The sequence below is a fragment of the Hydrogenophaga sp. genome (assembly GCF_022844385.1).
In the GTDB taxonomy this organism is placed as follows: domain Bacteria; phylum Pseudomonadota; class Gammaproteobacteria; order Burkholderiales; family Burkholderiaceae_C; genus Hydrogenophaga.
Genome location: NZ_JALHLX010000015.1, coordinates 1 through 14,790, shown reverse-complemented (window position 1 = coordinate 14,790; position 14,790 = coordinate 1). Strand labels below are relative to the sequence as shown.

Sequence of the window (14,790 nt, the reverse complement as noted above, 5' to 3'; positions counted from 1 at the left end):
CTCATGAATACAAGAAAAAACCACTGGCTTTTGACCGGGGTGCAGATAGCCCTACTGGTCTGGTCCGGCACCACCTTCGCCGCCGACAAGGTCTATGTGGCCAACGAGGGCGCTGACATGGTCAGCGTGCACGACGCCGTTTCGTTCGAGAAGCTGGCCAGCGTGCCCGTCGGCCAGGCGCCGCACAACGTGCAGGTATCGCCCGACGGCAAGTTCGCATGGGTGACCAACAATGGTGAGCCTGCTCAGAACGTTCCGCACAAGGGTGGGGGTCATGGCTCACACGGCGCAATGGCACAACCTGGGGCCGTCTGGGTCATCGACACCAGCACCCAGGCAGTCGTCGACAAGGTGCCGGTCGGAGCGCACCCGGCCCATGTGGTGGTGACACCAGACGGCAGCCTTGCCTACGTCACCAACGGCGGCGACAACTCGGTCAGCGTGATCGACACGTCGGCGCGAAAGCTCGTGGCGACCATTGCGGTCGGTCAGTATCCCCACGGCCTTCGAGTCAGCCCGGATGGCAAAGAGGTCTACGTGGCCAACCTGAAGGGCGGAACGGTGTCGGTCATCGACACCGCCAGCCAGAAGGAGGTGGCGCAGTTGCCGGTTGGCAAGGGCCCGGCCCAGACGGGTTTTGCGCCTGATGGTCGTTTCGCCTTTGTCTCACTGTCTGAGGAAAACGCCGTCGCTCTGATCGACCCTGCCACGCGCAAAGTGATTCGCAAAATCGCTGTTGGAACCGTGCCCATCCAGCTGTTTGCCACACCGGACTCGCGCACCCTGCTGGTGGCCAACCAGGGCACGCGCAAGGTGCCTGGCAAGACCGTCAGCCTGATTGACCTGGAGACTTTCAAGGTCGTCAAGACCGTGGAGACCGGTAACGGCGCCCATGGCGTGGTGGTAGATCGCGACGGGCGTCTGGCCTATGTGACCAACATCTACGCCAACTCGGTTTCCGTGGTGGACCTGAAAGACGGCAGCGTCACGAAGACCATCCCGGTGGGCAAGGCGCCCAACGGCATCAGCATCGCGCCTTGACATGGGCGGCTTCGCTTAAACACCATGCGAAGCACCTGGCCATGCATTCAGTCCATCCGCAGCCACAAGAGGTCCGCTCATGACCAATGAAACAACCGCTACAACGGGTTCAATCACCGAACTGATCGTCCCGGGCATGGGTTCAGACCATTGCGCCGGGATCATCCGGACCACTTTGCAGCGGCTGGATGGAATTGCTGAAATCACCACCAACATCGCCAACCATCGCGTGAACGTGAGCACTTCCAATGGCGGTCCGGATGCCAATGCGCTGCGGAGCGCGGTAGAAGGCGCGGGCTACGAGGTGGCATCGGTTTCACAGGCGCAGGATTCGGACGGCGAAGCAGAGACAGTGGCAGAGCAGAACTACCTGTCTCAGGCACGCCAACGTTTGTGGATCGCGGGTGTGCCCACCACGCTGATCATGTTGCTGATGGTCCCCCATATGTTCTGGCAGCCTGTGCCTGGATACCTGGCCATCGTGGTGCTGCTGGCATTTCCTGTGGTGTTTCTCTATGGCGGTGCAGCAACGCACCGGGCCTCGTGGCGTTCATTGAAAAATCGAACGTTCAACATGGATGTGTTGATCTCGTTGGGAAGCATCCCGCCGTATCTGATCGGCCTGGCTGGTTTTGTCTACCCCATGACGTCCTTTGTTGAAATGGCCGCCACGATCACCACGTTTCATCTGCTGGGCCGTTTTCTGGAGGCCAAGGCCAAGGGCCGTGCATCTGAAGCCATTCGCCGTTTGTTGACCCTGGGTGCCAAGACCGCTCGGATTGAACGTGAGGGTGCTGAAATTGAAATCCCCGTGAAGGAGCTGCAGCCTGGCGATGTGATGGTGCTGCGACCCGGCGACAAGATCCCCACTGATGGCGAAGTGATCGATGGTGAGAGCCATGTGGATGAATCGCTGGCGACCGGCGAGTCGGTGCCGGTATTCAAAGCCAAGGGTGATGCGGTCATTGGTGCAACCATCAACAAGGAAGGACGGTTGCGGGTCAGAGCGTCACGGGTCGGCAGTGATACGTTTCTCTCTCAGGTGATCCGCTTGATTGACCAGGCACAAGGTTCTCGCGTTCCCATTCAGGAATTCGCTGATCGCATGACGGGTCGTTTTGTGCCGGTGGTGATTCTGATTTCCTTGGCGAGCCTTTTCGCGTGGCTGCTGTTCGGTGAAAACCTGAGACCGATTCTGGTCTGGGGTTCCGGCTTTTTGCCCTGGGTCAATCCGGCTGCAGACACTGGCGTATTGGCCATACTGGCCGCGATCGCCGTGCTGGTCATCGCCTGCCCCTGCGCACTGGGACTGGCAACGCCCACGGCACTGATGGTGGGCTCCGGCATTGGCGCAGAGCGCGGCATTCTGATCCGCTCCGGTGAGGCGATTCGTAAGCGCACGGCCATCCCACCCTTGAAGGGATTGGTCTAAGCGGCAACGATGGTGTCCACCAAGCAAATAGGTGGACACCATGAATGAAGCCAAGAAGAAGACCCGCCGGAGGTACGGCGCCGAGCTCAAGCAGCAGATCCTTGCCGAGTGCGCCGAGCCAGGCGCTTCGGTGGCCGGCATTGCCCTGTCGCACGGCATCAACGCCAACGTCGTGCACAAGTGGCGCCGCCAAGATGGCAGCGTGCTGCCTGCACTGGAGGCGCCCGCATTCGTTCAGGTGTCGCTGCCGCCCGCGGCGTGCGCACCTGCACCGGACATCCGCATCGAGCTGTGCCGTGGCGCCACCACCGTCTCGGTGACCTGGCCCTTGGATGCGGCCGATCAGTGCGCCGTGTGGTTGCGAGAGCTGCTCAAGTGATCCGGGTTGATGCGCTGTGGCTGGCCACTGAGCCGCTGGACATGAGAGCGGGCACCGAGACGGCGCTGGCTCGCGTGGTGTCGGTCTTCGGCGCGGCGCGACCGCACCACGCCTACCTGTTCGCCAACAGAAGAGCCACCCGCATGAAGGTGCTGGTGCACGACGGAATCGGTGTGTGGCTGGCAGCGCGGCGCCTCAACAGCGGCAAGTTCGTCTGGCCGCGTGATACTGCAATCACCGCCGCGCTCACCCGCGCACAGTTCGATGCGCTGGTGCTGGGCCTGCCCTGGCAGCGCCTTGGCGACGGTGGTGTCATCACCGTGGTCTGACTCTGAAGCGCAGACCGGTGCTTGCCAATTGGGGCATGCGCCAATGGTGCGCACATTCCAGTGCTGGCACAGTGAATGTCCATGGTGGTCGAGCCTCAATCCCTGCAGAGCCTGTGCGCAGAAGAGCTGCGTGAGCTGACCACGCGCCTCATGGCGCAGCTGCGCCACCAGAGCGCGCTGCTGGACAAACTCACGCACGAGAACGCGCTCTTGAAGCGCATGAAGTTCGCGGCCCAATCCGAACGCTTCAACCCCGAACAGAAGAGCCTGCTCGAAGACGAGATCGAGGCCGACCTGGCGGCCGTGGCCACGGAGATCGATGCGCTGCAGGAAGCGCAGGCACCAGCCAAGCTGGAAGAGAAGAAGGCGCCGAAGCGCGCGCCGCTGCCGGCCAACCTGCCGCGGCGCGAGATCCGCCACGAGCCTGAGTCCACCCTGTGCCAGTGCGGCTGCCAGATGAAACGCGTGGGCGAGGACGTGGCCGAGAAGCTGGACTATGTACCCGGTGTGTTCAGTGTCGAGCGCCATATCCGGGGCAAGTGGGCATGCGCGAAGTGCGAGACGCTCACCCAAGTCCCCGTCGATCCTCACGTCATCGACAAAGGCATCCCCACCACCGGGCTGCTGGCGCAGGTGCTGGTGGCAAAGTACGCGGACCACCTGCCGCTGTACCGCCAGGAAGCGATCTTCGGCCGCGCCGGTTTGGCGATCCCGCGCTCCACACTCGCTCAATGGGTGGGCTCCTGCGGCGTGCAGTTGCAGCCGCTGGTGGATGCCATGAGAAACGAGCTGCTGCAGCACCGCGTGCTGCATGCCGACGAGACGCCGGTGTCCATGCTCAAACCGGGCAATGGCAAGACGCACCGCGCCTACCTCTGGGCTTACGCCACGGGTGCCTTCGAGAACACCAAGCTGGTCGTCTACGACTTCTGTGAATCGCGCTCGGGCGAACATGCTCGGCGCTTCCTGGGGGACTGGAGGGGCAGCCTCACATGTGACGACTTCAGTGGCTACAAGGCCTTGATCGCCAATGGCGTGACCGAGGTTGGCTGCCTGGCGCACGCGCGGCGCAAGTTCTTCGATCTGCACGCGGCCAATCAAAGCCAGATCGCCGAGTTCGCGCTGCAGCAGTTCGGTCGGGTCTACGAGATCGAGCGTGAGGTCAAGGAGCTCAGCGCCGATCAGCGCCAAGCCACCCGGCAACAGCAAACGAAGCCGCTGCTCGATACCTTGCACCGGTGGATGGTGCTGCAACGTCAGAAGGTGCCCGAAGGTTCGGCGAGCGCCAAGGCGCTGGACTACAGCTTGCGGCGCTGGGAAGCGTTGACGCGGTTCGTCGGTGACGGGCAACTGCCCGTGGACAACAACTGGATCGAGAACCAGATCCGGCCCATTGCCATTGGCCGTAACAACTGGCTCTTCGCTGGCAGCCTGCGCGCTGGCCAGCGGGCGGCAGCCGTCATGAGCCTGATCCAGTCAGCGCGCATGAACGGGCATGACCCCTACGCCTATCTGCGCGATGTGATGGCACGTCTGCCCATGCAGCGCGCCAGCCAGATCGGCGAGCTGTTGCCGTTTCGCTGGCACCCGGTCTAACCGCACCACCAAATCGAAGTTGACCATGTCACGCAGTCAAGATGGGTTGGTTGCGTGCCTTTCCATCAACACCCGTCATGTCCAAGATGGGTCGGCTTGACGTACGATCAAACGGAGTTCCGTGTTTGTGAAGGTGCGCTACGGCAGGTTGATGAAGAACACAGCAGGATTACGCCGCGTGGCTGGATAGGCGAAACACTGCAACCGAGGTCACTAGGTCGGTGGCCTGTGTACGTAGACTGCTGGCTGCTGCCGCCATTTCCTCTACCAAGGCGGCGTTCTGCTGAGTGGCCTGGTCCATCTGGGTCACGGCTTCGCCGATCTGGCCCACACCGTCGCTCTGTTCTTTGCTGGCCGAGCTGATCTCACCCATGATGTCGGTCACGCGGCGCACGCTGTCCACCACCTCGTTCATGGTGGTGCCGGCCTTGTCGACCAGCGCGGTGCCGCTCTCCACGCGCTCCACGCTGTCATTGATGAGCTGCTTGATTTCCTTGGCGGCGGCAGCACTGCGCTGTGCCAGGTTACGCACCTCGCCAGCCACCACCGCAAAGCCACGGCCCTGTTCGCCAGCGCGGGCCGCTTCCACTGCGGCGTTGAGCGCGAGGATGTTGGTCTGGAATGCAATGCCGTCGATCACGCTGATGATGTCGCTGATCTTGCGCGAGCTCTCGTTGATGCCCTTCATGGTGTCCACCACCTGGCTGACGACCTGACCGCCTTCCACTGCCACGCGCGATGCGCTCTGGGCGAGCTGGTTGGCCTGGGCAGCGTTGTCGGCGTTCTGGCGCACGGTGGAGGACAGTTCTTCCATCGAGGCAGCGGTTTGTTCCAGCGCGCTGGCCTGGCTTTCGGTACGTGAGCTCAGGTCCTGATTACCCTGCGCTATTTGTTCGCTTGCACTGGACACGGATTCAGAGCCACTGCGCACGCGACCCACCACCTGCACAAGTCCAGTCTGCATATCTGCGAGGGCTTGCATCAATAGGCCAGTTTCGTTTTTTGACTTCACGTCGACCACACGGGTGAGGTCACCCGCGGCCACAGCGCGTGCAAGTTCAACGGCACTGTTGATGGGGCCAGTGATGGAGCGGATGATCCAAGCCGCTACTACCGCCGCGGCCAGGGCTGTGAGAAGCACGGCTGACACGATGGTAATGATGAGGTTCTTCACTACGCTCTGCGCCGACTGGCTAGCGGCCTGTGCGCCCGCGGCTTCATAGCTCACCGCTTCATCAATCGCATTCATGTAGGTCAATTGCAAGGGTCGCACGGTTTCGAACAAAAGGGCGATGGCGGGATCCCGTTCGTTCCTGTCGATCAGGGCAATAAACCTGTCCACAGAGTCGTCAAAAGGTTTTCGAGCCTGTCCCAGTTGAGCCTGAATTTCTTTGCTTTTGGTAGAGATGACCAAAGAATCAAGCTCGGCAGTCATTTTGTCCACGGCTACCCGCGAGTCTGCGATGGATTGTTTTTCTTGGGCAACCTTGGTCGGGTCGGCAAGAAGAGCGATGTTGCGGATCGCGCGGGCCTGCAAGTTGGTTTCATTTCGCACCAACTCCATATCGGCGATTACCTTCATACGGCGCTCTGTGATGTCAACCAGGTCGGTTTGCACCGCCATGGTGCGCATAACGCTGAGTGCACCGATTGCCAGGAGCATGAATACAAGCAAAGTGAACGCACCCACCAGACGGGTGGAAATCTTGAGATCGTTGAACATGTCTGCTTCCTTAGAACATGTGTCGAGTCGATACGGCCATTCAACTCTTCAACTGGCCAGCGCACCGGGTCGACGCGGTCGTAATATGACGACTTGTAACATTTCGACATCCTAAGCTCGAACTTTAGGTGGGCATATCGAGAATTGAACCGTTTTTTCAACTCATATGGTTCCAGTACGGATGGTCGAAAGTAAACGCTTGGCAAGCACATCGCTAAACGGCCGGTCGCCTCCGTCAGCTTGGGATGACTGTCCCCTGACCGATTTGATGGAGCGTCTGCATATGCAGGGCGCCGGCCAGCTTGGCGAACTGGTACCGCACCGGGAGCGGTCAGCCACACAACGCATTCTGGGAAACAACCTTGCGCCCTGCGATCAAGATGGGATCGCCGCGCGCTTACGGCGATTCAGACTTTTAAGGACATCAAGGTCATGGTGCTGGACAAAACCGGCACGATCACCAAGGGCGAGCCGAAGATGACTGAAGTGGTAGCGGCGACCGGTGTGGATGAAGCACATTTGCTGCTGATGGCTGCCAGCATTGAAAACGCCTCTGAACACCCGATTGCCCGCGCGATTGTGGACGGTGCCCGCGCCCAAGGGATAGACCCCTTGGAAGTCACTGAATTTCAATCCACCGGCGCACGTGGCGTGTCAGGTGTCGCCGACAACAGGAAAGTGCTGATTGGCAACTACCGTCTGCTGGATGAGGCCGGTGTGGAAGGGCTGGAAGCGTTGAAGGAAGCGCTTGCCGGGTTGGAGGAAAAGGGGCGCACAGCCGTGCTAGTGGCAGAAAACCATCAGGTACTGGGCATTGTTGCAGTGGCTGACACCATCAAGGAGGAGTCTGTAGCCGCCATCAAGGCCATGCATGCGCTGGGCCTGCATGTGGTGATGGTGACCGGCGACAACCAGCGCGCAGCGCAGGCGGTGGCGGCAGAGGTCGGTATTGATGAAGTGCAGGCTGGCGTACTGCCCGAGGGCAAGGTCGACGCCATTCGCGCCTTGCAGGAAAAGTACGGCAATCACGTGGCCATGGTGGGCGATGGCATCAACGACGCCCCCGCCTTGAAACAGGCCAATGTGGGCATTGCCATTGGCGCCGGCGCCGATGTGGCCATTGAAGCGGCAGATGTCACGCTGGTGCGCGGCGAACTGACCGGGGTGGTCGAAGCCATGCAGCTGTCGCGGGCCACGTTCAGCAAGATCGTGCAAAACCTGCTGTGGGCCAGTGGTTACAACATCATCGCCATCCCCATTGCTGCCGCCGGCCTGTTGCACCCCATGATTGGTGTCATTGCGATGACAGCCAGCTCTTTGTCCGTGATTGGCAACTCTTTGCTCATGAAGCGAAGCTACCGAAAGAACCTTCGATAGGAGCGTGTCGCTGGCCCTCACGACGTGTAGGCCAGCAGCATGCAAGGGATTTAAAGAACAGGTGCCAGGAGGTAGGCGGCTCGCGACGCCAAACGGAACCACCAAGGGCGGTCATGGACATCACTGGCGGTCATGAGGTGAGCGCTGGAAAAGTCGTGCTGGTATTTCGCCGCCATCTCCTCGGCAAAGCCACGGTCGTACACCCAGGTGGTGATTTCGAAGTTGAGCCTGAAGGAACGGTTGTCCAGGTTGACTGTACCTACTGCCGCCGCTTTGTCGTCTACCAGAATGGTCTTGCAATGCAAGAATCCGCCATGGTATCGGTAGACATTGACACCGGCTTCCAGAAGAGGCCCAAGGAATGCGTACGCCGCAAAGTACAGCAGCGGGTTGTCCGGTTTTTCTGGAATGAGTATTCGTACATCCACACCGCGTAACGCCGCCAGCTTCATCGCAGCCTGAACACCTTCGTCCGGCACGAAATAGGGGCTTGCGATCCAGACCCGGCTCCGGGCGTTGGACAGCGCCAGCTGCACCATCAGACTGGCGGTTTCGAAGCGGTCAGCTGGCCCACTGGGCAACACGAGAACAGGGAGGTTTCGCCCATTGGCCTCAGCCGGTTTCCAGTCGTATTCAAGGGCTTCGCCCGTGGCCCAATACCAGTCCTCCAGGAAAGACAACTGCAGGCCAAACACGGCCGGACCCGCCAGCCTCAGATGCGTGTCGCGCCAGGCACCGATTCGGGGGTCCCTCCCAAGGTACTCGTCTCCCACATTGAGGCCCCCCACCCACCCAACCCCGCCGTCTGCAATGACGATCTTGCGGTGGTTGCGAAAATTCATCTGAAACCGGTTTCCGCTACCTCTAGTGGAATGAAAAGGCCTGACTTGAACACCTGCGAAGCGAAGCTCGTTCAGATAGCTTTGTGGCAACTGGTAGCTTCCAATCTCGTCGTACAGAAAGTGCACCGCCACCCCGGCGCGGGCACGCTCTTGCAACAGTTTGCTGAGATCTCTGCCGACAATATCGTCGCGGACGATGTAGAACTGAACAAGCAGGTAATGATTGGCGTTTTGAATGCCTTCAAAGATGCTTCGAAAGGTGGCCTCGCCGTCTGTCAGCAATTCAACATCGTTCCCTTCGAGGGTAGGGAGCTTGGCCAGGCGCTCCATCGCAGTCATATCCAGATGCGATGAAAAATCCTTGACAGAAAAAGACTCCACCAGCGCCATCTTTTTTGCAAGGGCATGATGAAGTTGACTGTCAGTGTCCCGCCGACCTATGACATATCCATTGAATTTCGCACGACCAAACACCCAGTAAGCTGGAACCGACACCACAGGAAAGGTGTTCAGCGAAATGATCCACGCGACAGCCCCAGGCGCTGTGCGTGTGTCCATCAAGGCATCAATAGAGGAAAAGAGGCCCAGAACGTGTGCGACAGCAAGAGTTGATGCAATCCAGTGCTTTTTCACGGCATGAGCTAAATGACGCCATTCGAAAGCTTTCATGTTGTGTGGTTCATGGTTTCAGTGGGCTATCTTTCTTAGGTGGTCATGTGACCGACTCGACGACTGATCAAGGTATCCGCCACCTCAAAAAACAAGAAATCACAGTGCTGTCGCCATTTCGGTCATCAAGCTAAGAACAAAAAACGACATAGAGGACCTCCATGATAGGAGGGCATGCCCAGCCACACCACCCGGGATGCGAGTCCGCACTGAGCGATTCGAGAGCCTGGGATTTTTGGCTCGGCCTGAACGCGCAAGAATCTCACTACGTTGCGCTCACTCAGTAGGCCGAGCGGTGCGCAGTTTGTGGACGCGCCGATTTCACCTGGTCGTGGTCCCTGCAAAAGCAATCTGTACCCACGTCTTCCCCAGGTCGTGACTGACAAACACGTTGCGCTTGAATGTAGCGATGGCGATTTCTGTAGAACGCACAGGGTTTTGTGCGATACGGGCCACTGCGTCATCGTCTTCGAGCGGAAGCGCGACGTCATCGGCAGTGGCACCGCTGGTCAATCGAATCCTCCTGAGCGACGGTTTCTCCGCAGAATAGCCGCTGAACCACACGTGCTCCCCATCAACATCGAAGCTGACCGCGAGCACGAAACCAGGATCGCCGAGGCGATGAAACGTGTCAGCATGGTTACGCGAGAAATAGAGCCCCGCATCGCTCGCAGCGGCAACCATTCTCGGATCGGAAGGGTGAGCAGCCAGCTGATGGATCGGCCCTCCCAAGCCTTTTGCCTCCGCTCGACGCCAGCGAACACCGTTGTCAAGCGTGTAGTGGATGCCTGTCCTCCCCATCCTTGAATTCGGCTGGCGATTGGACGCGTATACAACATTGACCCTGAGGCTCGCAGCCAACGTGTGGAAGTCTGACTCGCCGTGCAGCCCGAGCTTGCGCCACGTCTTTCCTCCGTCCGTGCTCTTGATCAGTCCCATCGGATCGGCAATGTTAGATTCAGGCGCAGGATGGCCGCTGCTGATCAGCGCATCACGCGAGGCGGCGAGGCTCTTGAACTCATGCGCAGCCCCTGCAGCGGTCGACCACCTCCCACCAGAGTGGATGGCCAGCCCCTGGTCACTGGTGATGATCAATTGCCTGCCATCGGCGCTGTATACCAAGCCGTAGGAATGTGTCAGTGTGACGGGTTGGGTGGCGAACGCGATGGTTGGCGTGAGAAGGGCCAAAGACAGAATCGCGATTCGAAGCGGATGCTGTGCCATGACGACATGGTATTTCGCGGTGATGCGAGCGTCAAATCGTCAGGCCTGCTGGTGAACTCGACCGCTGAGGCAGGCGGCGAAGCTGGTTCGGCGCCAGTTCCAGCAGCAACAACCATCACTTGCCAACTTCGCTTCGCAAATAGCTATCGGATCGAGTGGGGGCGGGAACTTCAGGTAGGTGCCCCCGCTCGGAACCATCTGACGATATCCTGCCGCCGAGAGTATTGCTCCTCAAGTTTGTCCGCCCAGCAAAAAGCGAATCCCCGATGACGGCGAAGCCCACTTGTTACCCCGTCGCTCAAAGAAGCACACGACGGGGCTAGCAACCAGGCTGGATCGGTCCGGTGCGACACGACTGGCTGGCGCCTATCTAGACAGCCAGTCGTGTCGATGTAGTTACGGTGTGCGAGCCCTTTTGGGCCTCAAGGTCTGTGTTCAAGAACCTGCCAGCTCCCAGCAACGGCGAGACGCCACTCCGCCGCTACTTCGGTGCGTTTAAGTCGCGCATTGGCGAGGGCTCGCCTCGGACCTGAAGGAGTAGCCCGTGAAGCGCTTGATTTTGTTTCTGGCAATAGTGTCCGTAGCAGCTGTGGCTGCTGCCACCGGAGATGAAGCTGCTTTGCGCGCGACGCTGCTTCGGGTGTTCCCGAACAGTTTTGACCCAAGCTATCTCGAAGACACGGATTCCGGGCGTGCTCGAAGCTGCAATTGATGGCCGGATTGTCTACATCACGGAGGATGGCCGCTACCTTCTCGGCGGACCGATGTTTGACATCAATGCCGACCAAAATCTCACCGACCTCAGGCTCGAACAGATCAATATGCTTCCTTTCGGAAGCCTCCCCCTCGAATGGGCGTTTGATCGGACCAGAGGTACCGGTGCACGTAGCATCGCGGTGTTTATGAGCCCTGACTCGTTCTCAGGAACTGAAAATTTCATGGTTATGCAGTAAAAAAACACCATCAAATGTGAGCACCAGAGCCCAGGTCGGACTGGGATTGATGACCATTATTCGGCTCTGATCAACAAGGCAGTAGGTGGTTCAACCAATGCCTTTCTTGAATCCCCCCGTCATGCAACTTGCCAGAGCCTCTCGCAATGCAGCGATGCGCGCAGGCTTGCCAAGCAAGTGGTCAACGCCGGCAGGCAGGACAGCGTCCTCCTGCATGCGTCGCCCCCACCCGGTCAACATGATCACGGGCGTGTTGGTCGACATGTCCTTCACCCCCGTGGCCACCGCATTCCCATCAACCCGGGGCATGCCGAGATCTGTGATGACCGCGTCCTAGCCACCCGCTTTCAAACTCGCCTTGAACAGATCCAACCCCTCCTGGCCGCCTCCGGCAGAAGTTGCCCGATGGCCTTCGCCTTCCAGAATTTTGCCCAAGGCACGTAGAAGAGCCACCTCATCAACAATCAACAATGTCTTCAAACTCTTGTGCTGTCCTGAAGGCCCCTCCGTTGCTTGATCGCCCCCGTCGCCGATGGCGCCTGTGCGAGGAAACAGATGCCAAACGTCGAGCCGTTCCCGGGCTCGCTCGTGAACAATATATCCGCCTCATGGCGCTGCTGGGTGCCGAACAACAAGCTTTGACGCTGTCTTGGTCGCCTCACTCAACACACGCAAAAGTTCATCCTGATCTGTTGGTTTATGCAATACAGCATTGAAGCCAGCACCTTCTAGCTGTGCTTCGTCCTCGAACGCAATCTGCCCACTGATGAGAATGACAGGTGGCGGTGAAGTTGTTGAACCGATATGGCGCGCCAGTTGCATTCCTGTCATTTTTGGCATGGATAGATCAGTCAGAACTGCATCCCATCTTCCTAGATTGGCTTGAAACGTTTTCCAAGCCTCCTCACCATCGCGAGCAATTGTCACCACCCATCCTTGGCGCTCCAGCAGCGCACTCCACGCGTCACGAACCAAAGCATCGTCCTCAGCGTAAAGTAGTCTTTTGGGAGCAGATGAAACAGTCATTTCTTGGTTGCGCGAGGAGAGTCCGAGTTGCTCCTGAGCTGGAAGTATGAGCACAAAGCAGGCGCCTTCTCCGGGTGCGCTGGTCACGCGAACTGCTCCTGAATGTCGGGCCATGATGCCCTGCACGACCGACAACCCGAGACCCGTACCCTTGTCGGAAGCTTTGGTGGTGAAGAACGGTTCGAAAATGCGATCGAGATGCTCAGCCGCAATCCCTGGGCCCTCATCGCGGATGCTCAACGTGACGTATCGACCTTCAGGGAGCTGATCAAAGAATACGTTTGGAGCTTTTCCCGCTGGCGGAGTGGTTTCATGTGAGTCGAGCGTGATCGTGATCAATCCCTTCCCGTCCATCGCATCACATGCATTGATGAGCAGGTTGACGATGACTTGCTTCATCTGCGTAGGATCCGCCTCGATCCAGTCATCCTCGGTTCGTTGATCCACCTGCAAAGTGCATTTCCCCATCAAGCCCAAGGCAACCAGGGTGCGCGCCTCCGCGATCAGTGCGCTCACGCGTATGCGCTCCAGACAGGGTGTCGATTGACGACTGAACGACAGGAGTTGTTTCATCAAGCCTGACGCGTAGCGGATGGACTTGAAGGCCTGCTCCAGCGACTCGGCGCTCGGGTGGTTGGGTGGCAGGTCTTCGTTTGCAAGCCGCACCCATCCGGAGATCGCTGCCAAGGAATTGTTGAAATCGTGTGCAATGCCGCTGGTGAATCGTCCAAGCGCCTCGGTCTTCTGGCTTTGCATCAACTGGAGATGAAGCGCTTCCTGGCGCGCGTGTGCCTGCCGTTGCTCTACCGCATCCTCTCTTGTTTTAGCCAAAAGATCGTTGATGCCCTGTGCAAGATCAGTCAACTCATCTCCGCCTCCGACCGACAGCTTTGAGTCCCCTGATACTCCCGCGCGCGTCACATTAATCAACTCCTGGTGCGTGCGTTGCAATCTGCGCAAAACAAGGTGATTCAACAGGAGCACCAGCAAAGCTCCCACCACCAAACCTGCCATTGCTACCTGCAAGGCGCCTGCCAGTGCAAGCGAGCGGCCCGCCTGGTGAAGATGCCTATCGAGTTCCAAGACCAAAAATGCCACCGGTCTTCCCTCCTGGTCGAGCACGGGTGCCGCAGCCTCAGTTTTTGCTGGTCCGGACGCATCTCCCTCTACAGGGAAATCCGACGGGGACGAATTGACGAAACTCAGCCGTACCGGGTTCATGAGGATGTCGCTGAATCGCGTCAACTCAGTCGAGTCAAAGCGTCGAACAGCGGCAAGAGCACCCATTGGAGCGGTGCCTGGTTTCAACTGGCTGCGCACAGCCGCAATCGACACCAGGTACAGATCCCCATCGATTTGGCGGTAGGTCCGCAGTATCGTCTTGCTGGTCTTGTCGGACAGGACCGAAACAGCAAGGCTGCGTAGCATTTGCGACATGCTTTCGGAGATCGGCTTCAGAGCCGGTTCCGCTGTCAGTTCCGCACCGGAAAGAGGGAGCCCTAGAGCATCTAGAAGCAGAATATTGGTGATCCCGAGGTACTTCATGTTGTCGGTACCAAAGTTCTCTGTGAAGAACTCTGGACGCGATCCCTGGATGAACTCCACTGTGTCCGTCCAGTACGCGTAGTCCATGATGGTCGCCGTCAAGCCTTCGAGCTGCTGGCTCAACAGCCTGCGGGCACGCTCACTTTCCTCTTGAGACTGCCGTCGCTCCAGATCCTCAAAAGACCTGGAGATCGAATGCTGTGAGACAAGGACGGAGGCCGTGGTCAACAGGCCGATGGTGGCCACAACGATTAGCCAGGCTTTGTATTGGAGTTTCATAGGTGGGGTGATCATCGGCAGAAAAGACGATGGACATGAAGATTCCATCGCCGATACCGAGCGTTGCTTCCTCCATCGTCAATCTGTACAACGGATCGGGGCAATAAGTCACACCACAAAACCAATGAGTCTGAAAATGAACGCTCGGGGGAATGACTGGTATGGAGGGACCTGCGGCCGTTCAGGCTCTGGTTGTTGCAATGACCGGAAGGCATCTTCGTGATGATTCGGTGCCCCGAAGACGAACGTCCGAGTTCAGTCTGGGGACTAAACCGCTCTCGCGGTAGTCTCCGAGCAGGGATGGTTGGTTGACGGCGATGGTGCACGCGCCGATGTTGTGAGCCGAGGCAATTGGCCTCGATCACGACAGGAGCA

Annotated in this window: 13 protein-coding genes; 8 read left to right on the top strand and 5 right to left on the bottom strand. The window is 58.9% G+C overall.

Features of this window, described 5'->3' with window-relative positions; genetic code table 11:
- Positions 1–39: 39 nt before the first annotated feature.
- The 5 genes from Q0C59_RS04975 (at position 40) to tnpC (ending at position 4,777) form a co-directional block, all read left to right on the top strand.
- Positions 40–1,041, top strand: a complete 1,002-nt coding sequence (locus Q0C59_RS04975; RefSeq protein WP_291212661.1) for a cytochrome D1 domain-containing protein — start codon at positions 40–42, stop codon at positions 1,039–1,041.
- Between the two features lie 79 nt (positions 1,042–1,120).
- Positions 1,121–2,473, top strand: a complete 1,353-nt coding sequence (locus Q0C59_RS04970) for a cation-translocating P-type ATPase (protein WP_291212532.1) — start codon at positions 1,121–1,123, stop codon at positions 2,471–2,473.
- Positions 2,474–2,513: 40 nt separating this feature from the next.
- Entirely contained in the window at positions 2,514–2,852 is a 339-nt protein-coding gene (gene tnpA, locus Q0C59_RS04965; RefSeq protein WP_251711521.1) for an IS66-like element accessory protein TnpA, read from the top strand.
- On the top strand, positions 2,765–3,181 hold the full coding sequence (tnpB, locus tag Q0C59_RS04960; RefSeq protein ID WP_366518805.1) for an IS66 family insertion sequence element accessory protein TnpB: 417 nt from the start codon (positions 2,765–2,767) through the stop codon (positions 3,179–3,181). Before tnpA ends, tnpB begins: the two co-directional genes overlap by 88 nt.
- A gap of 84 nt (positions 3,182–3,265) precedes the next feature.
- Positions 3,266–4,777 carry an IS66 family transposase gene (gene tnpC, locus Q0C59_RS04955; protein WP_407066546.1) on the top strand — a complete coding sequence of 504 codons (1,512 nt, stop codon included), beginning with the start codon at positions 3,266–3,268 and terminating at the stop codon, positions 4,775–4,777.
- 169 nt (positions 4,778–4,946) lie between these two features.
- Here the strand turns inward: tnpC and Q0C59_RS04950 are convergent, their stop codons facing one another.
- Positions 4,947–6,500 (bottom strand): methyl-accepting chemotaxis protein, encoded by a 1,554-nt coding sequence (locus tag Q0C59_RS04950; RefSeq protein WP_285887449.1) that lies wholly within the window; start codon positions 6,498–6,500, stop codon positions 4,947–4,949.
- Between the two features lie 249 nt (positions 6,501–6,749).
- Here Q0C59_RS04950 and Q0C59_RS04945 point away from each other — a divergent pair, with 249 nt between their 5' ends.
- Positions 6,750–7,877, top strand: coding sequence for an HAD-IC family P-type ATPase (locus tag Q0C59_RS04945; protein WP_366518807.1), 1,128 nt, complete (start codon positions 6,750–6,752; stop codon positions 7,875–7,877).
- Between the two features lie 50 nt (positions 7,878–7,927).
- On the opposite strand, the gene cls is transcribed toward Q0C59_RS04945, so the two are convergent.
- Entirely contained in the window at positions 7,928–9,388 is a 1,461-nt protein-coding gene (cls, locus tag Q0C59_RS04940; RefSeq protein WP_291212522.1) for a cardiolipin synthase, read from the bottom strand.
- A gap of 321 nt (positions 9,389–9,709) precedes the next feature.
- Positions 9,710–10,612: a F510_1955 family glycosylhydrolase gene (locus tag Q0C59_RS04935; protein WP_291212519.1), complete on the bottom strand. Its 903-nt coding sequence runs from the start codon at positions 10,610–10,612 to the stop codon at positions 9,710–9,712.
- Between the two features lie 544 nt (positions 10,613–11,156).
- Here Q0C59_RS04935 and Q0C59_RS04930 point away from each other — a divergent pair.
- Positions 11,157–11,324 (top strand): hypothetical protein, encoded by a 168-nt coding sequence (locus Q0C59_RS04930; protein WP_291212517.1) that lies wholly within the window; start codon positions 11,157–11,159, stop codon positions 11,322–11,324.
- Entirely contained in the window at positions 11,305–11,565 is a 261-nt protein-coding gene (locus Q0C59_RS04925; RefSeq protein WP_291212514.1) for a disulfide isomerase DsbC N-terminal domain-containing protein, read from the top strand. Before Q0C59_RS04930 ends, Q0C59_RS04925 begins: the two co-directional genes overlap by 20 nt.
- 90 nt (positions 11,566–11,655) lie before the next feature.
- On the opposite strand, the gene Q0C59_RS19615 is transcribed toward Q0C59_RS04925, so the two are convergent.
- Both Q0C59_RS19615 and Q0C59_RS04920 read right to left on the bottom strand, forming a co-directional pair.
- Positions 11,656–11,889, bottom strand: a complete 234-nt coding sequence (locus Q0C59_RS19615) for a response regulator (protein ID WP_366518806.1) — start codon at positions 11,887–11,889, stop codon at positions 11,656–11,658.
- A 282-nt stretch (positions 11,890–12,171) separates the two neighbouring features.
- A complete protein-coding gene (locus tag Q0C59_RS04920) occupies positions 12,172–14,415 on the bottom strand; it encodes an ATP-binding protein (protein WP_291212510.1) in 2,244 nt (747 codons plus the stop codon).
- Positions 14,416–14,790: the final 375 nt, after the last annotated feature.